Origin of the sequence: Sporosarcina sp. FSL K6-5500, assembly GCF_038005665.1 — a bacterium.
GTDB classification, from domain to species: Bacteria; Bacillota; Bacilli; order Bacillales_A; family Planococcaceae; genus Sporosarcina; species Sporosarcina psychrophila.
This window is the reverse complement of the sequence record NZ_JBBOTP010000001.1, coordinates 2,223,750-2,245,666: the sequence shown is the minus strand read 5'-3', so window position 1 is coordinate 2,245,666 and position 21,917 is coordinate 2,223,750. Positions and strand designations below refer to the sequence as shown.

Annotated in this window: 19 protein-coding genes, 2 pseudogenes and 2 riboswitches; of the genes and pseudogenes, 12 read left to right on the top strand and 9 right to left on the bottom strand. The window is 40.6% G+C overall.

The window, feature by feature from the left end:
* Positions 1–19 precede the first annotated feature (19 nt).
* Together nadE and MKX62_RS10595 are read right to left on the bottom strand one after the other, a co-directional pair.
* Positions 20–844, bottom strand: a complete 825-nt coding sequence (gene nadE, locus MKX62_RS10600) for an ammonia-dependent NAD(+) synthetase (RefSeq protein ID WP_340741371.1) — start codon at positions 842–844, stop codon at positions 20–22.
* 15 nt (positions 845–859) lie between these two features.
* Positions 860–2,329, bottom strand: coding sequence for a nicotinate phosphoribosyltransferase (locus MKX62_RS10595; protein WP_340741370.1), 1,470 nt, complete (start codon positions 2,327–2,329; stop codon positions 860–862).
* A 175-nt stretch (positions 2,330–2,504) separates the two neighbouring features.
* Here MKX62_RS10595 and MKX62_RS10590 point away from each other — a divergent pair, with 175 nt between their 5' ends.
* Positions 2,505–2,675, top strand: coding sequence for a hypothetical protein (locus MKX62_RS10590; protein WP_187046592.1), 171 nt, complete (start codon positions 2,505–2,507; stop codon positions 2,673–2,675).
* 78 nt (positions 2,676–2,753) lie between these two features.
* Here the strand turns inward: MKX62_RS10590 and MKX62_RS10585 are convergent, their stop codons facing one another.
* Genes MKX62_RS10585 through MKX62_RS10575 form a run of 3 tightly spaced genes read right to left on the bottom strand, consistent with a single transcriptional unit; the run spans position 2,754 to position 7,557 of the window.
* The gene (locus MKX62_RS10585) at positions 2,754–4,565 is read right to left on the bottom strand and encodes an ABC transporter substrate-binding protein (protein ID WP_340741369.1); all 1,812 of its coding nucleotides are present in this window, start codon (positions 4,563–4,565) and stop codon (positions 2,754–2,756) included.
* A 36-nt stretch (positions 4,566–4,601) separates the two neighbouring features.
* Complete coding sequence (locus tag MKX62_RS10580; RefSeq protein ID WP_338653669.1) at positions 4,602–6,098, bottom strand: ABC transporter permease; 1,497 nt, start codon at positions 6,096–6,098, stop codon at positions 4,602–4,604.
* A 13-nt stretch (positions 6,099–6,111) separates the two neighbouring features.
* The gene (locus tag MKX62_RS10575; RefSeq protein WP_340741368.1) at positions 6,112–7,557 is read right to left on the bottom strand and encodes an ABC transporter permease; all 1,446 of its coding nucleotides are present in this window, start codon (positions 7,555–7,557) and stop codon (positions 6,112–6,114) included.
* A gap of 127 nt (positions 7,558–7,684) precedes the next feature.
* On the opposite strand from MKX62_RS10575, the gene MKX62_RS10570 reads away from it, so the two are divergent.
* Both MKX62_RS10570 and MKX62_RS10565 read left to right on the top strand, forming a co-directional pair.
* Positions 7,685–9,424, top strand: a complete 1,740-nt coding sequence (locus tag MKX62_RS10570) for an ABC transporter ATP-binding protein (protein WP_340741367.1) — start codon at positions 7,685–7,687, stop codon at positions 9,422–9,424.
* Positions 9,425–9,664: 240 nt separating this feature from the next.
* Entirely contained in the window at positions 9,665–10,708 is a 1,044-nt protein-coding gene (locus tag MKX62_RS10565) for an AI-2E family transporter (protein ID WP_067205520.1), read from the top strand.
* A gap of 37 nt (positions 10,709–10,745) precedes the next feature.
* Here MKX62_RS10565 and MKX62_RS10560 read toward each other — a convergent pair whose 3' ends face one another.
* Positions 10,746–11,258: a methylated-DNA--[protein]-cysteine S-methyltransferase gene (locus tag MKX62_RS10560; protein WP_370569954.1), complete on the bottom strand. Its 513-nt coding sequence runs from the start codon at positions 11,256–11,258 to the stop codon at positions 10,746–10,748.
* A pseudogene (locus tag MKX62_RS10555) lies at positions 11,242–11,875 on the bottom strand (bifunctional transcriptional activator/DNA repair enzyme AdaA). Before MKX62_RS10555 ends, MKX62_RS10560 begins: the two are co-directional and overlap by 17 nt.
* Positions 11,876–11,994: 119 nt before the next feature.
* On the opposite strand from MKX62_RS10555, the gene MKX62_RS10550 reads away from it, so the two are divergent.
* Positions 11,995–12,906, top strand: a complete 912-nt coding sequence (locus tag MKX62_RS10550) for a DNA-3-methyladenine glycosylase family protein (RefSeq protein WP_067205513.1) — start codon at positions 11,995–11,997, stop codon at positions 12,904–12,906.
* Positions 12,907–13,163: 257 nt separating this feature from the next.
* On the opposite strand, the gene MKX62_RS10545 is transcribed toward MKX62_RS10550, so the two are convergent.
* Together MKX62_RS10545 and MKX62_RS10540 are read right to left on the bottom strand one after the other, a co-directional pair.
* Positions 13,164–13,664: a DUF2812 domain-containing protein gene (locus MKX62_RS10545; RefSeq protein WP_340741366.1), complete on the bottom strand. Its 501-nt coding sequence runs from the start codon at positions 13,662–13,664 to the stop codon at positions 13,164–13,166.
* Positions 13,654–14,001 carry a PadR family transcriptional regulator gene (locus tag MKX62_RS10540; protein WP_067205508.1) on the bottom strand — a complete coding sequence of 116 codons (348 nt, stop codon included), beginning with the start codon at positions 13,999–14,001 and terminating at the stop codon, positions 13,654–13,656. Before MKX62_RS10540 ends, MKX62_RS10545 begins: the two co-directional genes overlap by 11 nt.
* 149 nt (positions 14,002–14,150) lie before the next feature.
* On the opposite strand from MKX62_RS10540, the gene MKX62_RS10535 reads away from it, so the two are divergent.
* The 8 genes and pseudogenes from MKX62_RS10535 to MKX62_RS10500 all read left to right on the top strand — a co-directional run bounded on the left by MKX62_RS10535 (position 14,151) and on the right by MKX62_RS10500 (position 21,827).
* A complete protein-coding gene (locus MKX62_RS10535; RefSeq protein ID WP_067205506.1) occupies positions 14,151–14,882 on the top strand; it encodes an ABC transporter ATP-binding protein in 732 nt (243 codons plus the stop codon).
* Positions 14,879–15,634, top strand: coding sequence for an ABC transporter permease (locus tag MKX62_RS10530; RefSeq protein WP_067205503.1), 756 nt, complete (start codon positions 14,879–14,881; stop codon positions 15,632–15,634). Before MKX62_RS10535 ends, MKX62_RS10530 begins: the two co-directional genes overlap by 4 nt.
* Positions 15,635–15,711: 77 nt before the next feature.
* Positions 15,712–15,818: riboswitch (SAM riboswitch) on the top strand.
* A 77-nt stretch (positions 15,819–15,895) separates the two neighbouring features.
* Complete coding sequence (locus MKX62_RS10525) at positions 15,896–17,017, top strand: methionine biosynthesis PLP-dependent protein (protein ID WP_340741365.1); 1,122 nt, start codon at positions 15,896–15,898, stop codon at positions 17,015–17,017.
* Positions 17,014–18,198 carry a cystathionine beta-lyase gene (metC, locus tag MKX62_RS10520; protein ID WP_187046583.1) on the top strand — a complete coding sequence of 395 codons (1,185 nt, stop codon included), beginning with the start codon at positions 17,014–17,016 and terminating at the stop codon, positions 18,196–18,198. Before MKX62_RS10525 ends, metC begins: the two co-directional genes overlap by 4 nt.
* Positions 18,199–18,244: 46 nt before the next feature.
* Positions 18,245–19,363: a 5-methyltetrahydropteroyltriglutamate--homocysteine S-methyltransferase gene (locus MKX62_RS10515; protein WP_340741364.1), complete on the top strand. Its 1,119-nt coding sequence runs from the start codon at positions 18,245–18,247 to the stop codon at positions 19,361–19,363.
* Positions 19,364–19,391: 28 nt separating this feature from the next.
* Positions 19,392–19,502: riboswitch (SAM riboswitch) on the top strand.
* Positions 19,503–19,584: 82 nt separating this feature from the next.
* On the top strand, positions 19,585–21,042 hold the full coding sequence (locus tag MKX62_RS10510; protein ID WP_338653684.1) for an MFS transporter: 1,458 nt from the start codon (positions 19,585–19,587) through the stop codon (positions 21,040–21,042).
* A gap of 122 nt (positions 21,043–21,164) precedes the next feature.
* Positions 21,165–21,374 (top strand): annotated as a pseudogene (locus tag MKX62_RS10505) (hypothetical protein); the annotation flags it as partial.
* Between the two features lie 135 nt (positions 21,375–21,509).
* Positions 21,510–21,827 (top strand): hypothetical protein, encoded by a 318-nt coding sequence (locus tag MKX62_RS10500; RefSeq protein WP_082786473.1) that lies wholly within the window; start codon positions 21,510–21,512, stop codon positions 21,825–21,827.
* Positions 21,828–21,917: the final 90 nt, after the last annotated feature.

Below are 21,917 nucleotides of genomic sequence, written 5' to 3'. Positions count from 1 at the left end.
ATTAAGGAGCCCCCTGAAGTCATTTCCAAAAATCATCAAAAATTGTAATCGGCATATGCCGTTTATGCTTTGAACGGAGAAAATGATTCTCGATTGCTGTACGGGATCCCTCCGGCAACTTTTTACCTTCAAGATAATTATCGATATCGTCATAGGTAACACCAAGCGCTACTTCATCAGGAATAGCCGGTCTGTTTTCTTCAAGATCCGCTGTCGGAACTTTCAAGTAGAGATGTTCAGGGCATCCAAGTTCCTTAAGTAGTTGTTTCCCTTGCCGTTTGTTCAGCCTGTAGATCGGCATAAGGTCTGCACCGCCATCCCCGAATTTCGTATAAAATCCGGTAATGGCTTCCGCTGCATGATCACTCCCGAGAACAATACAATCATGCATGGCCGCAACTGAGTATTGAACCTTCATACGTTCCCGTGCTTTTTCGTTTCCTTTAGCAAAATCGGTCAACGTAACGCCACCTGCTGTCAATGCACGTTCACTCGCATCGACAGCTTCTTTTATGTTAATCGTGTAGATTAGAGACGGCTTAATGAATTCCAATGCATCCTGGCAATCCTCCTCGTCAAACTGAGAACCATAAGGCAACCGGATTGCAATGAATTTAAATCGCTTAGTGTCCTCTTCATCATTTAATTCATCAACAGCGAGTTGAGCAAGTTTCCCGACAAGCGTCGAGTCTTGCCCACCTGAAATTCCAAGAACAAAGCCATTTAAAAATGGGTTTTCCCTTACATATTCTTTCATGAAGTCAATCGATTTCCGGATTTCCTCTTTAGGTTCAATGATTGGCTGCGCCTTTAACTCAGCGATAATTCTATCTTGTAATGTCAACTTCAACAAACCTCCTTAGCCATTAATAAAGTCTTCCACCATTTCCTGGACTTCCTGGATATTACGCATCTTATTGTCCCAACATTTTTGGCTTAAGTCGACCGGATACTCTTCGGGATTAAGGGATCGTTTATATTCATCCCATAATAATTCCAAGTTTTCTTTTGCGTAATCACGCATTTGTTGAAGAGTCGGATTATTATAGATGATAACCCCTTGTTCTACGACTTTGACGTGTAAGTCCTTCGCTTCAAAATTCGTAACAAACTTCGAGATGAATGTATGGACGGGGTGGAACATTTTGATGCGTTTCTCGGATGCAGGATTTTCATCATGCATCGTAATATAATCCCCTTCTGCCTTACCATTTTCTCGGTCAATAATTCTGTATAACTTTTTACGTCCAGGCGTCGTTACTTTTTCGGTTGTCGACGAAATTTTAATCGTATCTTCCATTTCACCGGCATCGTTTTCTATGGAAACAATTTTATAGACGGCCCCAAGTGCAGGCTGGTCGTACGCTGTGATCAATTTCGTTCCAATTCCCCATACGTCTACCCTTGCACCTTGTGCTTTCAAGTTGAGAATTGTATATTCATCCAAGTCATTTGAAACGAAAACTTTCGCATCCAAGAATCCAGCTTCATCCAACATACGGCGCGCTTCCTTGGATAGGAATGAAATATCACCGCTATCTAAACGAACGCCGATGAAATTGATTTTATCACCAAGTTCTTTAGCTACTTGGATTGCCGTCGGAATGCCTATTTTTACTGTATTATACGTATCGACAAGGAAAACACAGTCCTTATGACGTTTAGCGTATGAATGGAATGCTTCGTATTCACTTTTATAAGCCTGAATCATTGAATGAGCATGCGTTCCCGCTACAGGAATATCGAATCTTTTCCCAGCGCGGACATTACTTGTCGCTTCAACGCCGCCAATGAACGTAGCACGTGCACCCCATATCGCCGCATCCATCTCGTGTGCACGCCGACTGCCAAATTCCATCACTATTTCGTCTTTGACGACTTGTTTGATGCGGCTTGCTTTCGTCGCAATAAGCGTCTGATAATTAACGATATTAAGTAGAGCGGTCTCAATCAGCTGTGCTTCGATAAGTGTCGATTCCACGCGAATAATAGGTTCATTCGCAAAAACCAGCTCCCCTTCAGCCATGGAATAAACAGTGCCTGTAAAACGTAGCTCCTTTAGATAAGAGGTGAAGTCATCTTCATAGCCGAGATCATCCTTTAAGTAAGCAAGATCACTTTCACTAAAATGAAACCCTCTTAAATAATCGAGAACTCGCTCAAGCCCCGCAAATAACGCATAGCCATTACCGAACGGCAAGTTTCTGAAAAAAAGTTCAAAAACCGCTTTTCGTTCATGTATTCCATCCGCCCAGTATGATTCCGCCATATTGATTTGGTATAAATCCGTATGTAAAGCCAAGCTGTCATCCGCATATTTCGAACTCATGTCAATCTCCTTCTTCCGCATTCTAATGGTTCAAGTATACACTATTTACCCTATATTCGACTTAACATAACATGATGTGACATATCCTTTTATACCTTTTTCACAATTATGAATGAATTTGTCCTCCCGAGCCATATTAAAAAGAACTGGTTCTAATATACGAGGAGGTATTTTAATGAAACAAGACAATGAACGAGATGCAAACAAAAACGAGACCTTATCCGAAAAAATAAAAAAAAGAACGATCGATCAAAACGGCATTCATGAAGAATTATCCCGTGAGTTCGCAACCCTCGGTGACCGAAAAAAAGCGATGATTGATTTTTATCGTTCGACAGAAAAGTAAAACATGAATAAAAAAATGTGAGACTAAATCCTAGTAACAACGGATTTAGTCTCACTTCATTAATAATACGAATAGATATTAGTTACCCGCTTTATAATCATTCAGAAACTCTTGAACTTTAGCTGGATCTGCCTTCAATTCATTCCCTGTGTCTACCAGTGGGCTGACCGTAGAAACAGCCTTCTTCTTGTTCCCTTGATAGAAATTCAGAATTTCATCTTGGTTGATAGAGTAAAGAACGGCTTTTCTTAACTCTTCACTCGTTGATACTTCACGATTTTTTGTATTGAAAAGCAAGTAACTTACAGCATTACTATCATTTTTTTGCAAGAACAGTTTGCTGTCACCTTCAACTACGTCGTATTTTGTTTCTGGTACTCCGTTGAAAATATGGATTTCACCATTGCGTAAAGCTGAAAGCGTGCTGTCCGGATCTTGGATGAAGCGAACTGTTACATCTGAAATTTTCGGTTCGTGCTCTGTCCCCACCATATAAGCAGGGTTTTTATAGAAAATACCTTCGTAATCATTTTTGTGTGACAAAATATATGGGCCACTCGCGTACAATGTATTATTGTATTTAGCACCCTCTGTGACTGTGTTCTGATCTCCGTAAGGAATGTCTTTACTCACATCAAACGAAGAAACATCATACGTATTAATACTCTCAACTTGTTTTTTCGAGACAATCCCCGCAGATTGGTGAGCTAAATAGTTCAGTACTTGTGGGAATGGAGCCGTTGTTGTCATTTTTACCACTTGATATTTCCCAGTCGCGTTATCGGCTTCTTTTTTATCAGAAACAAGCTCCCCGATTTTCACATCCAAGTTCTTCTCAAGCCCTTCTCTGACTGTTGCATCGCTTCCTGATTGCAAAATATCGAGATCAGATAGATCTGTGACTACTTCCACTTCGTTAATATGTTCATGTAAACTATACGTACGGTGATCCGGTACTGAATTCGGGTCTTTTGCACGATTCATCGAGAAGATGACATCGTCCGCTCCTACGCGTTCACCAGTATCTACAGCTTTTCCGTCTGTAATTGACGCAAAATTGATATCATCACGAAGAAGGAAGTAATAATCTGAATTGCCCTCTGCGATGCTGTGATTATAAGATAATGAGCCGTCTGAAACAACAACGTCATCATCTGTCAAGTTGACGAGACGCACATACATATTTGTATTCAATGTATTGATAGATCCATCGTTCCCTTTAATAGGATCGAGGGACGTCAAAGTTCCAATAGCTTGCTGAATGATTAATGGATCCGTATCTCTTTTAGATTTGTCAATGAAATCAATAGGTTCCCAGGCAATTGCACGTGATTTAGCAAGCCTAACTGTGTCTACGTCGAGAATGTCTTTATTAACTCCCTGTGCTTTAAATGAATTATAAAGAGGTGCAATGTAAGCTTTGTCAAACACTAAACGCTGTTCTAATTGTTTGTATGTCTCTGCAAACTCATCAGACGTTTCTGTACTTGCCTTTTCAATCAATGCATCAACTTCATCATCAGCCATAATACTGTTATCACCGTCTGATTTGAACAGTGCTCGAACAGCATAATCGGGGTTCCCCGTAACTGTCGTCCAGCTAGATAATGCGACATCATAATTCCCTGCATCTTTCTGTGCAGTGAAGCTTCCGTAATCAGGCTGAATATTCAATTTCACATCAAAGCCATTTTTTATAAGCTGATCTCGTACAATATTCATATCTTCTTCCCCAGAACCCATACCCAAAAGTTCGATGACCACCTTACTTTTATCCGTCTTTGGTTCTGTATTGTCATTCTTTTTATCGGAAACATCCGATTTCGTACTTACACATCCGGCCAACACCACCATAATTGCTATTAAAATCGTCAATAAACTTTTCTTCATTATTAATTCCCCCTTATTATTGTTTGGTATTTATGTTCAATCCATTCTTGGATCAAATGCATCACGCAATCCATCTCCCAAAAAGTTAAACGATAATACAAGTAAGATAATCGCAAGCCCCGGGATAATGGCTAAATAGGAATGCGATTCCAAGTATGTGCTACCGATTTTTAAAATATTTCCCCATTCTGGAATATGCGGTTCCACACCGAGTCCTAAGAAACTTAAGCTACTCGTCGCGATGACAGCGCCCCCGATTGTCAGTGTTGCCTTGACAATCATCGGCGCGAGCGAATTCGGCACTATCTGTCTAAAGATAATAGAGAAGTCCGATGAACCGAGCGCACGTGCTGAATCGACAAATTCATAGTTCGACACCATCATGACATTCGCACGCATCGTTCGGGCATAGGTTGGGATGGACCCCACACTAAGCGCTAAAATAAGATTCGTCGTATTTGCTCCAAATGCCGCAATGATAGCAATTGCCAATAAAATTCCAGGAACGGCATATAGTACATCAAGCAATCGCATTATGATATTGTCCGTCCGCTGACTGTAATACCCGGCTAATGCACCTAAGAATCCACCAATAACTACCGGTATGGCCGTTGAAGCAAACCCTACAAGAAGCGAAATTCTTGCACCAAAGATGATTCTTGAAAACAAATCCCGTCCGAAATTATCAGTGCCAAACGGATAGACAAGGCTCGGTTTTTGAAGTATTGCACCATAATCATTTTCAACTGCCATATCGTAGTCAAACGTAAATACACTGCAAACGGATATGGAAAACATGAGAGTGATGAAAAACAAACCAAGTATCGCCGTTGAATTACGGGTAATCTTCTCCCACATCGTATTCCACTTCGAAATCCTAGACTGATCATGACTGCGAACCTTTAAAATCAAGCTATAGCCAAGCAATAGTGCAAAAATATTACCCGTCAATGCGGTAAACAGAAGTAATATGGCAACAATCATCATCCAAGCTGGCGCACTTTCTTCCTCAACATATTTCGCTGTGAGAACAAGTGTCACGACTTGAAAAATCATTATTCCTAGCAAGATAATCATTGCCGTTAAAAATGAATCCGCCACATATGACTTGAATAAATTAAGTGATGATATCGCGATGATAAAAACCTGAGTAAGCAGCATATAAACGGCAAACGTATATTCAGGTGTCTTCTTCTTTTTAATAAGATTAAATGCAAATGCTACAGTGAAAATATTACCCGTCATTATACTAAACAGCTGTATGTAGCCGAGCTTTCTTGTCGAACTTCGAATTTCACCTATTGTCAGAAGGTCTCGCTTCACCATCCACGTAAGAATCATTTGAAAAATAGTGAACAACGCATAGGCCGCAAATAAGCTGAAGACCGAACTTTTCAACTCCCCTTCTTTGAAATTGAAACTGTTCAGTAGCAAGACGACTGTCAGGATTAAAGAAATAATCCATGTGAAATTTGCTTGTGTATATTCCCTCGATAATTTCAATGCATGTTTTTTATTTAGATTCACCTTCACACCTTCTCCTGCTCTACGATTGCTTCATCTTCGAACGGATGCGAGGATCGAAAAACGCATACAAAATGTCGATGAGCACATTGACTAATGAAATCGTTATTGCAATATAGATAACTCCACCCATAATAGCGGGAATATCGGGAATGAACTGCTTGTCTACGATGTAACTTCCGATTCCGCTAATGTTAAATACTTTCTCAGTCACCGCCGCTCCCCCGAGCATTCCTCCGAATAGCAGACCAATGACTGTAATAATTGGTATCATTGCATTGCCAATCGCATGTTTCCAAAGTACTTGAAGCCGATTGAGGCCCTTCGCTTTAGCGGTAATGATGTAGTCCTCATTGATGATTTCCAACATCGAAGAACGTGTCATCCTCGCGACAGATGCAGTCAATGCAGTTCCAAGCACAACAACGGGCATGATGATAGAAAGCCAGTTTTGAGGACTATATGTGGCCGGTAACCATTGTAATTTAATAGAGAAGTTCAAAATAAATAGTAATCCTTGCCAAAAGTTCGGAATCGATAATCCAATCAATGCAATAAACATGAATGAATAGTCCAAAAATGAATTCGGCCTTGTCGCAGAAATGATGCCTACCGGGATAGCGATGACAACTGCCATCAGTAATGATAAAACCGCAATCGTTAATGTGATTGGGAATTTATTCGCTATACTTGCTGCGACATCCTCATTGCCGGCATAAGAAGCACCTAAATCAAACGTCGCGATTCCTTTTAGCGCATTCCATAATTGTGAAAGATATGATAAATCCAAACCATGTAATTTATTGAATGATGCGATTTGTTCCTTCGTCGCCGCCTCGCCAAGAATATTCGCGGCAGGATCAAACGGCGATAAGTAAAGTATCGTGAACACAAGAACTGCAACGCCAGCAATAACAAAGATACTCATAATCAATCGTTCAACTATAAACTTGATGTACGGATTGCTGAACAAAAGAATAAGTAGATACATAAAGATGCCTGGAATGAATGAAGCAAGCAAGAACAACGGTTTTCCAAGCAATGATTGAAAGTAAGTTGAATACGTAACTTGTTGAACACCTTTCTGTTCCGCTAGCTGATTTGTTTTTTTCGTTAGCGTTTTTCTAAATTGTTCTTCGGCAAGCTCCTCCACTTGCCTATCTATTTCTCGCTCATTTACTTCTTTATTGAAGAATGATTGTTTCCGTAGTAATTGTTCTTTAAAATCAAGCATCGACGCTTCTTTATAACCTGATGCTGTCAATGATGCCCTTACCTCTTCATAAATTGAAGAGTATGTATTGTCTCCTCTTTTCGACAGATAGAATAGAAATACAATAACATGAACCGGCAAACCTAAAATTAGTAGCAAATACTTATAAGTCGGTCGTCTTCCCATTTTGCCAAACGTATATCGGAGAACATCTGATAATCTAAAATAGGATGTCGCTTCTTTATTCACTTCCATTGAAGCAATTCCTCCTTCCCGATATTGTTTAATTCCTATTGGTATAGTAAAGTATAGATTCGGTAACTATTTAAGTCAATGTAATTTTTAGTTAAATATAATTTCAGATAATAGGCAGGTGTTTTTATTGGAAACAGTATTAAAGGTAAGTGATCTACGCGTCTCGTTTTTGGGCCACGACAAGGAATTTGAAGCAGTCCGTGGTGTCAGTTTTGAAGTGAAGAAAGGTGAGACGCTTGGTATTGTAGGTGAATCAGGAAGTGGAAAAAGCGTGACAGCCCGCTCAATTATGCGCCTCCTCCCCTCTCCCCCTTCATATCTAAAAGATGGAGAGATTGAATTCCAAGGTGAAGATCTCGTGCAAAAAACGGAAAAAGAGATGGAGAGTATCCGCGGTCGCGATATAAGTATGATTTTTCAAGATCCGATGACTTCATTAAATCCAACAATTCAAATCGGTAAACAAATTGCGGAAAGTTTAATTAAACATCAGAACTTATCTAAAAGAGATGCGAAAAACCGTACCATTGAACTTTTGAAACTTGTAGGTATCCGTAATAGTGAAGATCGTTTTAGCCAATATCCGCACGAGTTTTCAGGTGGAATGCGGCAGCGCGTCATGATTGCGATTGCACTCGCTTGCCGTCCGACACTACTGATTGCGGATGAACCCACGACTGCACTTGATGTGACAATACAAGCCCAAATCTTAAATTTGATGAAAGATATGCAGCAACGTTTTGGAACATCCATCATATTGATTACCCATGACCTAGGCGTTGTTGCCGGCATGTGTGATCGTGTCGCTGTTATGAAAGACGGGGAAATTGTGGAGACCGGAACGACGGAAGAAATTTTTGATAACCCAAAACATTCCTATACAAAGAAACTGCTCAATGCCCTTCCTCGCCTTGACGAGAAAAAGAAGCCTAAACGCACTCCTTTACGTACCATTGGTATAGAAAAAGGGAAACCCCTGCTAGAAGTGAAATCACTAAAGCAGCATTTCGACGTTGGGAAAGGCAATATAGTGAAAGCCGTGGACGATATCAGTTTTCATATCAAACCCGGAGAGACGCTCGGTCTTGTTGGCGAGTCGGGATCAGGTAAGTCAACGACCGGCCGCGCCATTTTGCGCCTTCACGAACCGACAGACGGAGATGTCTTGTATCAAGGGATGGCCATTAACCGGCTTTCGAAAAATGAAATGAAAACGATGCGGCGCCATATGCAGATGATCTTTCAGGATCCGTACTCTTCACTTAATCCACGCTTTAAAGTGCTTGATATTATCGGTCAAGCATTAGACATTCATCGGTTGAGTAAAAATAAAGAGGAACGAAAAAAGAGGGTAGAAGAGTTGCTTGTTATGGTCGGACTCGAACCTTCCCATGCAATGCGCTATCCACATGAATTTTCCGGTGGACAGCGCCAAAGAATTGGTATTGCACGTGCACTTGCCGTAGAACCTGACTTCATAGTATGCGACGAACCGTTATCCGCACTCGATGTTTCTATCCAGTCGCAAATTGTGGAATTACTGGAAGATCTTCAGCATCGGCTTGGACTCACCTACCTGTTCATTGCGCACGACTTGTCTATGGTTAAGCACATTAGTGACCGGGTCGCAGTTATGTATGCGGGGAAAATTGTTGAGCTTGCCGAAAGCGAAGAGTTGTACTCTAACCCACAGCATCCCTATACAAAATCGTTACTCTCAGCGATTCCAATTCCTGACCCTAAAATAGAATCGAAGAAAAAACGAACGCTAATGGAAGATCAAATTGAGGAGGATAAATATCAACTATTGCAATCTGAGCTAATCGAGGTTTCAAAAGGACATTGGGTAGCCATCCCTATCAATTAAAATATGTTTCAAACTTCATTTATTGCAACAACTATAATATAATAAAACATGAGCTGAGGAGATATAACCTTTTCCTGTGTATAACTCCTTTTTCACAGCTAGTGCTGCATATTCGTTCGTAAGCTATTTTTTAAAAGAGATTTTCTAATTTATAATCTCTACAAATCATGGCAATACTAACAATGAAAGGTCTCATTTCTCGTTTTCACTTGTAATTATTTATGAAGGAGCTAAAGTCATATGAATGGGTTATTAGACATTTTCGAGAAAAAGGGACCACGGCGTATTCTTATTTTCGCTTTGATTATTTTAATTCTTTACAGCGTCAAAAGTATGATGAATATTATATTGCTTACCTTCATTTTCGCTTTTTTGTTGGATCGACTTATTGAGTTTACGCTCAAACGTGTACATTTTAACCGCAAGCTGCTAGTCATTCTCCTGTATACAGTGATTGTTGGCTTACTGACAGTTGGTGTTGTTAAGTATTTGCCTATAATCACAATGGAAATCAGTCAAATTATTGTAAGAATTACAAACTTCTATTCCACACCTCATGATAGTGTACTGCTCACCTACTTAGAATCCGTCATATCTAGTAATCAAATTGCAGCCTATTTGGAAAATGGTTTTTCATTTTTGTTAAAATATTTCTCTGATATTAGTAAAACAAGTATTCAAGTCATACTTGCCCTCGTATTAAGCTTATTTTTCCTGCTAGAAAAACCACGGTTAATAGAGTTTACAAACAAATTTAAAGATAGTAAGATTGCTCCCTTTTACTTCGAAATTGAGTTCTTTGGTAAAAAGTTCACGCGTACATTCGGAAAAGTGATTGAAGCCCAATTTATCATTGCAATTGTTAATACAATATTGTCCGTGATCGTATTACTCATACTCGGATTCCCACAAATAATCGGTTTGGGAATTATGATTTTCTTTTTAGGACTCATTCCCGTTGCCGGGGTCATCATTTCACTTGTCCCTCTGACGATAATTGCTTTTACAATCGGAGGATTCCTGAAAGTTGTTTATGTTCTCATTGCAGTTATGATTATTCATGGCATTGAAGCATATATCTTAAATCCAAAACTGATGTCCTCCAAAACAGATTTACCCGTTTTTTACACGTTTATCGTACTGATTTTCTCACAAAACTTCTTTGGCGTCTGGGGACTCATTATCGGTATTCCCGTGTTTGTCTTCCTACTTGATATACTTGATGTCACGAATAAAGAACCTGCGAATCACATACCTGTTCCAAAAAGCAAAAAGACAAGGTGAGATTAACTTCTCCCTTGTCTTTTTTTATGTCGAAACACTATCTTTCCAGTTCTAGAAGTTGCTCTTTCATCTCTAAACCGGCCCTGAAACCACCTAACTTACCACTTTTCGCAATGACACGATGACAAGGAACAATAATTAAGACCGGATTGGCACCAATAGCGGTTCCAACAGCTCGTACCGCATTCGGCTTTTCAATCCGTTCTGCAATTTCCGAATATGAAACAGTCCGTCCGTACGGAATTTCTTGCAAGGCCTTCCAGACAATTTGTTGAAAAGGAGTACCGTGAAGATCGATTGGCAATGCAAAATCCCTGCGTCGCTCTTTCAAATAACCCATTAACTCAACTGCGTGTGGCTGTAAGATATCCGCTTCTTCTATCAGAACATGACTTGGAAGCCGTTTGTTCACCCACGCTTCCAGTTCTCCGAATGGTGCATTCGGGGTACCTATATAGCAAAGCCCCTCTGTCGTCGCAGCTATATACATATTCCATTGTGAGTGATTAAGTAATGTCCAATACACGTTATTTTTACTGTTCTTCTCCACTAACCTCTACCTCCTTCACTAGTTTTCGATATTGTTTTGGTGTTTGTCCAGTTTTCATTTTGAATAGCGTGATGAAATAGGACGGATTACGAAGCCCCACGCTTACCCCAATTTCAGCAATGGATTTATATGGATTTATCGGTTGTAGTAAGTTCAGACATCGCTTTCGTTATTCTGATCTTTTGGATATATTCAACAGGCGTCAGCCCCGTGATTCTTTTAAATGTTCGCTGTAGGTGATAAGGACTTCCATGGCACATGTCTGCAAGTATTTCTAACGTCAATGGCTCCTGAAAATGCTCGTTTATATATTCTCCAATTTGGATAGTCCATTCTTCATCAGGTAAACGCAGCCCACCCGGCTTACAGCGTTTGCAAGGTCGGAATCCATCCGCTAGCGCTTCCGCCGCATCATTGAAAATACGGACATTCTCTTTTTTTGGATCTCTTGATTTGCAAGATGGTCGGCAAAAGATACCCGTCGATTTCACGGCATAAATGAAGATTTCATCAAACCTTACGTCGTTATGTCTAATTGCTTGCCACTGTTCGTCAGTCAACTGCCTGACTTGTTGATGATCGCTCACGGAATCACCTCTTTCTCTTACCCTAAGTATACCCCCTCTATTTCCAAAATAAATGCTTTTCAGGACGTAACAGCAAGATAGCGAAACTTTTCCACCTGGGATTATGGTACAACTAAACATATAGATAAGATGCAGAGGAGATTTTTAAAATGCTAGTTAATCAACAAGATCATTTGATAATAGCCGTTCCGAAAGAGTTCAATTTCAAAGAAAATATCAGCTATATGTCCAGGTCAAACAATGAGTGTATGTTTGAAATCCGTGATGGTAAAGTGATCAAGGCAATTCCAGTTGGGAATGAGATTCTATTAGTCGAAGTCAGCGAAAATACAGAGGGTAACCTTCTGGTTCGGTTTATAGAAAAATATACACCGTCTAACGATAGCGTCCGGGATATGGTCGTCCATTATGTACGTGATTGGTTCGATCTCGATACTGATTTGAAACCTTATTATGAGATGGCGAAAAGGGATCCATTGCTTCAACAAGCAGTAAGTGAGTTTTACGGATTGCGAAACATCGGAATCCCTGACCTGTTTGAAGCGTTATGTTGGGGAATTCTTGGACAGCAAATCAATCTGACATACGCATATACGTTGAAAAGGCGCTTTGTGGAGACGTTCGGAAATTCGATTGAATGGGAAGGACAGTCATACTGGATATTCCCTGAACCAGAGTACATTGCGAAGCTTACAGTCGAGGATTTATCGTCATTAAAAATGACCGTAAAAAAATGTGAGTACCTGATTGGGGTTGCACAGCTTATCGCAGATGGAAGCCTATCCAAAGCTCAGGTATTGGAAACTGGGAACTTTAAGGAAGCGGAAAACATGCTTATCAAAATCCGTGGAATTGGGCCCTGGACCGCAAACTATGTCTTAATGCGCTGTTTGCGTTTCCCAAATGCATTCCCAATTGCTGACGTCGGACTTCATAACGCCATCAAACATTTGACAGGAGCAGAAGAAAAGCCGACGAAAGAAGAAATTTTAAAGCTTGCTGCACCATGGGAGAACTGGGAGTCCTATGCGACGTTTTACTTGTGGCGTTTTCTTTACTAAGATCAAGTAATTTCATGATTGGTTATTCAATCACTTCCCCTTGGAGATAAAATAGAAGGGCAAACTCAAATTGTTTGCCCTCCACTTTTTCATTAAATCATCTCGCTTTATTTACCAAGGGGGTTTATCTTCATTCGATAATCCAATCATATATATAGAAAAGAATATCGCTAAAAAAGCAGTTACAATCAAGGTTGTAATGACGATTGGTGAATGAATTTCAAATAGTACTTGCTGAAATAAGCATCATTTATTAGTCAATAAAAATCAATTTTTCTCTTCAAGGAAATAAAAACGTACAAGTACAAAAGAATAACAAGCATAATGATAACCGTCATAATTATTTGAGTCAACTGACCTTTCCACGTCAAAAACAATCCAATTTGCGATGTTAAAAAGATTATAAATAATATCAGATAAAATTTCATCATCCGCTGAAACGTTTCTTTTACTGACTCACCATCAGAGTAAATCTTTTTTACCCCTGACTCATTTGCTTCTGTACGAAAATAATGAAATTGCTTTAGAGCGCTGTCTACATATTGCCAACCGGCATCTTTACATAGTTGCATATACACTTCATTCGCATCCCGGAAATCAATTTGATAGACATATGATTCATTAGGATTTTCATCGAAGGTATAGGTAAATAATCCATACTTTTTAAAATGAAATCCTTGGCGTGACATATCCGTCAGCCACTGCTCTTCTTTATCAACACTCGAAGCAAGAAAAATCTTGAACCTTTTAACAGTCATCTTCTTCGCCCTCCATTTCTTTTATGATGCTCCTGGCGTTTTTCACAAGTGATTCAAGCCTCTTAAACTCAAGCTGAAGCACTTCTTTACCTAAGGGTGTCAGCTGATTATACTTGCGGCGTTCTGCATCATCTATGTCTACTTTTTGAATGATTTTCTGCTTTTCTAATTTTCCTAGTGCTCCATATAATGTCCCGGGACCCATTGTAACTTCCCCCTGACTTATTTTTTCTACGTCCTGCATAATGGCATATCCATGACGTACTTCCCTTAAGGACAGTAAAATATAATATGTTGCCTGCGACAATGGTAAAAAACTTTCTGGCTGTTTTATCATTCTTTCACCTTCTCACTATATCGCTTATCGCTATATCGATTAACGATATAGTAACAAACATTTTTTGGAATTGCAATAGATTTTCCTTGCATGACAAAACTACCTAGATTAGAATTATTATAAATAAGAAACTGGTAGGAGAGAATGTAATGTCCAATTTTTATAAACCCGCCCTACACTTTCATGACGCCAATTATTCCATTGGTGACGTACATATTTTAAAAAATATTACGGGCTCCTTTCCGGAAGGGAAAATCACAACGCTCGTCGGCCCTTCTGGAGCAGGAAAAACAACATTGCTTAAATTATGTAACGGGCTGATCTCATCTACTTCAGGAGATATTTTCATTCACGATAAACTCATTTCCACATATGAACCCGTTGAACTACGCCGCCATGTCGGAATCGCACTTCAAAGCGCACCAATGATTAAAGGCACCGTCTATCATAACTTAGCTCTCCCTATGGAACTTCAAGGTAAAAAATTGCCTGAACAGGATGCCATTAAAATTCTAGAAGACGTCGGATTAGATGTGCAATTTTTACATCGTAAAACCAATGAATTATCCGGTGGTCAGCGTCAAAAAGTATCCATTGCTCGCACACTAATCAACCGCTCTGAAATCCTATTACTGGATGAAATCACATCCGCCTTGGACCGAACATCTTTACATGAAATCGAAGAATTAATCGTCAAGATTAACCGGGTGTATGGCACAACCATCATCTGGATAACACATAATTTAGAACAAGCCTTATCAATTGGAGATTACACTTGGGTTCTAATGAATGGTCAAGTCATTGAAACTGGCGAAAGTGACTTATTGAAATCACCAACAAATGAATTTGTGAAGCAGTTTGTGCAAGGAGGCGTAGAATGAGCTATCTTACGTTATCCATTACACTTATATTTGTAATCATACCTTTACTACTATCAAAGACTCTACGTTTAGATTTGGAAAAAGACACAATCATTGCGACAATTCGGTCCATTATCCAATTGCTTATGGTCGGCTATATTCTTAAATTTGTCTTCGATTCTGAAAACATATTGTACATTTTGTTAATGGTTACATTAATGATTGCAGCGGCAACACAAAACACCCGTAAGAAAGGAAAAGCAATCAAGGGAATCACTTGGAAAATCGCGGTCACATTACTTTTTGTAGAAGTACTAACCCAGAGTATTCTACTAGGCTTTCAAATCGTACCGCCAACCGCACAATACATCATTTCAATTAGCGGCATGGTGATTGGCAACTCAATGGTGCTATCAATCCTATTCCTTAACCGGTTCACAGCTGAGATTGAAACGCATCGTGATGAAACCGAACTCATCCTTTCTCTCGGTGGAACGCCAAAACAGGCCATTCATAGACAACTCATCAACGCAATCAAGGCAAGCATGATCCCGACAATCGAAAGTCAGAAGACAATGGGCTTGGTTCAACTTCCAGGTATGATGAGTGGTCAAATCATCGCAGGTGCGGACCCCATCCAAGCGGTTCAGTTCCAATTGCTCATCATATTCCTATTATTGACGACCGCTGCAGTGACAAGTGTATTGCTTGGCTTTTTATCATATCCAAGTCTATTCAATCAACGGATGCAGCTGCTGAAAGACAGATTTTAATAATTCGCTCTTGTTTTATTTTCCATGTCATGATAAAGTTATTGAAATTGTTCTTTTCACATAATTCCATAATTTGATTCTTATCAAGAGAGACCGAGGGATTGGCCCTATGACGTCTCAGCAACCAGCCTGTTCAGGTACGGTGCTAATTCCTTTAGGTGTTCATTTCCCTAGAAGATAAGAAGATAGTCTACGATATTTCGGGGACCCTCTTCTTATAGAGGGTCCCCTTTTGTAATCTAAAAGAAAAGGGTGACTACAATGACAAAACAAAGTTTGAATACAATCCTAGTCCAATTAGGCAACAACAGTGATCCGAAGACGGGCGCTGTCAACCCTCCGATTTATTTATCAACTGCGTACAAACATAAGGGGCTCGGTCAATCGACTGGCTACGACTACACACGGACAAAAAATCCAACCCGCTCCATATTGGAAGATGGAATTGCAAACTTAGAGAGCGGTGATGCAGGGTATGCATGCAGTTCTGGTATGGCGGCGATTCAGCTTATCTTAACGCTGTTCCGTCCTGGAGATGAATTGATTGTCCCAGAAGATATTTACGGTGGCACATATCGCTTGCTCGAACAGTATTCCGACGTTTATTCAATCGGTACAACGTATACGAGTTTCGCCGATGTGAACGAGACCGAAAAGTTGATCACTTCGAAGACAAAAGCGCTCTTCATAGAAACACCGACCAATCCACTCATGCAAGAATTTGATATTCGGCAGTATGCAGAACTGGCTCAAAAGCATGATTTACTGTTGATTGTTGACAATACATTTTTAACGCCTTATTTCCAGAGACCGATTGAATTCGGGGCTGACATTGTCATGCACAGCGCAACGAAATATATCGGTGGACATAACGATGTCCTCGCGGGACTTGTCGTTGCAAAAGGTGAAAAACTTTGCGAACAACTTGCCGCCAACCATAATGCTATCGGCGCAGTCCTCTCCCCTTCCGATTCTTGGCTAATCATCAGAGGGCTGAAAACACTGCATTTAAGAATGAAACAGCATGATGAAAACGCGAAAATAATCGTCAATTATTTGAAAGATGAACCACTTGTTACGGACGTTCTCTATCCAGGAAAAGGTGGAATGCTATCATTTCGGCTGAACGATAGTGAATCGGTCGGGCCATTCCTTGAAAATCTGCAGCTCATTACATTTGCGGAAAGTCTTGGTGGAGTGGAAAGTTTCATCACTTACCCTGCAACGCAAACACATGCCGATATTCCTCGTGAAGAACGAATACGACGTGGCGTCTGCGACCGACTTTTACGTTTCTCTGTCGGAGTCGAAGAGGCTGACGATTTGATCGCAGATTTGAAGCAAGTGTTTGCAACTTTGAATAGCGGGGTGCTACAACGATGAGTTTGAATAAAGAACGGTTGGAAACGACTATTATCCATGCTTCGACCCGCGGAGATTACGAACAAAAAACAGGTGCTGTCAACGTTCCTATCTACTTATCTTCAACGTTCCATCAGGAAAGCTTCGATGCATTCGGGCCGTATGATTATAGCCGTTCGGGCAATCCAACGAGGGATGCGTTGGAAAAAACGATTGCCTCACTAGAAGGCGGTTCGCGCGGATTGGCCTTCGCTTCCGGAATGGCTGCCATCTCAGCTACATTTATGCTCCTTTCTTCGGGTGACCATATCGTGGTTACCGAAGATGTCTACGGCGGCACATACCGATTCGTAACCGAGGTATTACCGAAATTCGGTATCGACCATACTTTTGTAGATCTAGCGAATGTAGATGAAACCGCACGTGCAATCCGTCCAAATACAAAAGTGATCTATATTGAAACACCATCCAACCCGCGTTTGGGCATTACAGATATTGAAGCGATAGTTGACCTTGCAAAATTGAATGACTGTCTGACGTTTCTCGACAACACATTCATGTCGCCACTTTACCAGCGTCCACTAGATCTTGGAGTTGATATCGTTGTTCATAGTGCTACCAAATTTTTATCGGGGCATAGCGATATCATTGCTGGGCTAGCGGTTACAAAGGGGGAAGAACTTGGCAATCGATTGGCATTCATTCAAAACTCTTTCGGCTCTATTCTAGGCGCACAAGATTCTTACGCGTTAATTCAAGGAATTAAAACGCTAGGTGCCCGTTTAACACAGTCATCCGAATCGGCGAGTAAAATAGCCTCGTACTTGAACGACCACCCGTTAGTAGAAGAGGTGTTTTATCCAGGGTTAGCAAGTCATCCAGGACACGTAATCCACTCGAAACAATCGACAAGTCCAGGCGCTGTCTTATCTTTCCGTTTGCCAAACAGAGATGCAGCAAAGGCCTTTGTTGAAAACGTTCGGATACCCGTTTTCGCAGTAAGTCTAGGCGGAGTTGAATCAATTCTCTCCTATCCTGCAACGATGTCCCATGCCGCCATGCCTAAAGAACAACGGGAGAAACGTGGTATTACCGATGGTCTGCTACGTTTTTCTGTTGGACTCGAGCATGTCGATGACTTGATTGCCGATTTTGATCAAGCCTTGATTAAAACAAGTGAAAAAGTTGCCATACCTAATTAAGTACCATTAAAGAAAACATTATTATATTGGAAAGAAGGAATTTAAATTGACAAAACCTATAGCCGAACAAACTTTGACGAAAGCACCATTTAAAGCAGATCACGTCGGGAGCTTTTTAAGACCAGAACGCCTAAAGCAGGCTCGTTTGCAAAGAGAAACCGGTGATATCACTGCCGAGGAATTACGCACAATCGAAGACGAAGAAATTACAAAGCTCGTCGAAAAACAAAAAGAAGCTGGACTAATTTCTGTGACAGACGGAGAATTCCGCCGGAAATGGTGGCATTTTGACTTCCTTTCTGGCTTTGACGGCGTTGAGTTTTTCGAAACAGATAAAGGACTCCAATTCAATGGTGTTGTAACGAAAGCACACGGCATTAGAGTGACAGGAAAAATTGGGTTTAGCGACCATTACATGATTGAACACTTCAAGTTCCTGAAAAGCATCGCAGGTAATGCAGTTGCAAAATTCACGATTCCAAGCCCGAATATGCTGATTCACAGAGCGACATTCGAAGAAGGCATCTATGCAAATGATGAAGAATTATTTGATGACTTGGTTACTGCCTATCAAGACGTAATTCAAGCACTGTACGATGAGGGATGTCGTTATCTTCAAATCGATGACACGTCATGGGCTTCCTTCTTGTCGGAAGAAGGAAGGGAAACATTGAAAGCGAAGGGGCAAGATCCTGACAAACTTGTACAACTATCCGCACGGGCCATCAATGAATCCATCGCGAAAAGGCCTGCCGACTTGCTCGTGACGATGCATATTTGCCGCGGCAACTTCAAATCGACCTATTTTTCTAGTGGTGGCTACGAGGATGTATCCGAAACAATTTTCGGCGGATTAGATGTTGACGGTCTTTTCCTTGAGTTTGACGACGAACGCTCCGGCAGTTTTGAACCGTTGCGCCATGTCAATCGCCCTGACCTTTTCGTCGTATTAGGCTTGATCACCTCTAAATTCGGCGAATTAGAGGCCCCTGAACAGCTTAAAGCAAGAATAGCAGAGGCCACAAAGTATGTTCCTTTAGATCAACTATGCTTAAGCCCACAATGCGGCTTCGCATCAACAGAAGAAGGTAATCAGTTAACTGAAGAACAACAATGGGAAAAAGTTCGTCATGTTGTAACTATCGCGCAAGACGTTTGGCAGTAACCTTTACAAATTAAATAGGCTAATAAAACTCTTATGAAGAGCGGTGGAGGGGCTGGCCCTATGAAACCCGGCAACCATTCAACAATCATGTTGATAAGGTGCTAATTCCTGCAAAGCACTATGCTTTGGAAAATGAGAGGGTATTTTCTCTCGAATGCCTCTCTACTAACACAGTGGAGGGGCATTTTGTTTTATTAACAATAGAATTGGATGTGTGAGGAATGAAAAAGGAAGGCTTGCAAAGGTATCATACGATTTGGGGCTTGTTATTTTTAGGTTGGTTTGTTTCTTACGTTGACCGGGTTGCAACTGGGCCGATCATTACATATATGATTGAAAATGAAGTTTCTTTTTTTGCAGACGTGGCAAACCCCCATGGAATTGGCGGATTGATTGGTAGTTTATTTTTTGCCGGTTTTATGTTAATGCAATTTCCTGGTGGCTACTTTGGGGACAGGTTTGGCTATCGTGCTATTATCATTTTAAGTATTGTTTGGGCTGGAATCGCCACTTTATTAACAGGTTTGGTGGGGGGCCTTGTTGCATTTATTCTTTTCCGAGTCCTACTCGGGCTAGGCGAAGGCGTTTTTTATTCGAATGACCGCTCTTATATTGCCTATCATACACCTCCTGAAAAAATTGGATTAGGAATGGGCGTGGCGCTTACCGGACTTTCTGTTGGTCTGACAGCAGGCACACTTGGCGTCCCTTATCTTATTACAGTCGCAGAACCATTTATGGGTGAAGGGGCTTGGCGCTTTCCTTTTTTCGTGACCGGAACAATTACACTCATTATTGCACTCCTACTATTTAAATATATGAAGCCCAAAAACGATTCAAGTGCTTCTGTAGATTTGTCTTCACCTGGTATTAAAGCACAGTTTGGCAAAGGGCTATTGTACATGTCCATGTACTCAGCCGTTTTTCTTGTCATAGTGATGGGCATCTATTACTTTTCCGTCAAACTAGGTCTATCCTCTATCGCGATTGCGGTCATTCTTGTTGCACTTTGTCCGCTCTTAATACTTTATTTATACACAACGAAGAAGTCTGAAATAAAACCGTTAATAGCGAATAAGAATCTTTTCTTATTGTACTTGTTCTTTATCCCTATCATGTGGCATCTATGGTTTTACGGATTTTGGTCCGTCTCTATCGTCAAAGATTTCGGTGGCGGTGCGTTAATGGCTGCCGCTTTGATTGCATCGTTTAATGGTTTGGCCGGAATCATTGGTTTTCCTCTTGGCGGCAAAATTTCTGACATAGTGGCCAATCGTCCAAATGGGCGACGTAACGTCCTTGCTGTACTAACCGCTGTACTGACTGTAACTATTTTTATATTTGCAGTCTATGTCATGATGGGCAATAACAACCCCATCGTTATGTCTGTCATTTTGTTTGTCTCCGGATTATTCTTTTTTGCATTGCAACCGGTGGCACATGCTCTGGCTTCCGATTTGACGCCCGAAAAAAGCAGAGGATCCATGTTTGGAATGCTCAATTTGATTGGAGAAATCGGAGCAGTTCTCTCACCTGTCGTCTCCGGAGTCATTCGAGATAACACCGGCAGCTGGGGCTTGCCACTTCTACTCGATGGCGCATTAATGGCGGCGGGCCTAGTTCTAGTGCTAGCCATCTCCAGTAAGGCGGTCCGCAAGAACGTTGTATCCTTGGCTTGAGAAAAGCGCAAGATGCCCTTTAAGATGCAACAGGCATAATTCAATCAAAGGAAGTAGGCAGGCTAAGATCGCGATGTTCTGCGGCAATGGCTCGTGGGGCTAGACACTATTCCAGGTGATCTGCAACTAAATATTTGAACAACTATCTCACTTGGTTTCAAGTATTAGAAAGTAGCCAATATCAGAGAAATGAAGTCACTTTGAATGACTTGATTATCAGAGGAAATCTAACACAAAATACAGAAACCTATGATGCACCTATATATGTTGAACTAATGGTTCTATATAATCTCCAGCGAAGGCGCCTCATAGGGGTAGCCGAGCGTTGTTGAGTGGATTCTTTATGTCAACATATATAGGATTCGCACTATAAAAAGTAGTTCTTATTCAACTAACGGACCATTTAATGGAATAAACTATGTTAAAATTGAATCAATTCAAAAGCAAAAGAAAGGAGGGATTATAATATGGGCTCAACTTTGGAATTTGTGCGTATTTTACTACCTATTGTAATAGTGGGTGGAATTGCAGTATTTGTAATTCTAAGAATGAAACATAAGTATAAGAAAGGCACGCTTGGTAAGAAAAAGTCAAAAAGTGCTCAAAATTTATTAGATAGTTTAATACCATTCGGAATGATGATTGGATTCGCTATTGCTGTACTTTTAAACATATTTTCCCTAATTCCCTTACTATCTGCAATTGCTTGGGGACCTGGGATAGGTTTATTAGTTGGCTATTTTGCTTATGAAATTTATAGCAAAAAAGAAGAAATTTATCCCTAACAATTATTTTCCATAAATGGGTACCTTAGTATAAGAAGACTGTACTACGAATTAGAACTTCTGGATAATTGGAAGTTCTAATTTTTTCCT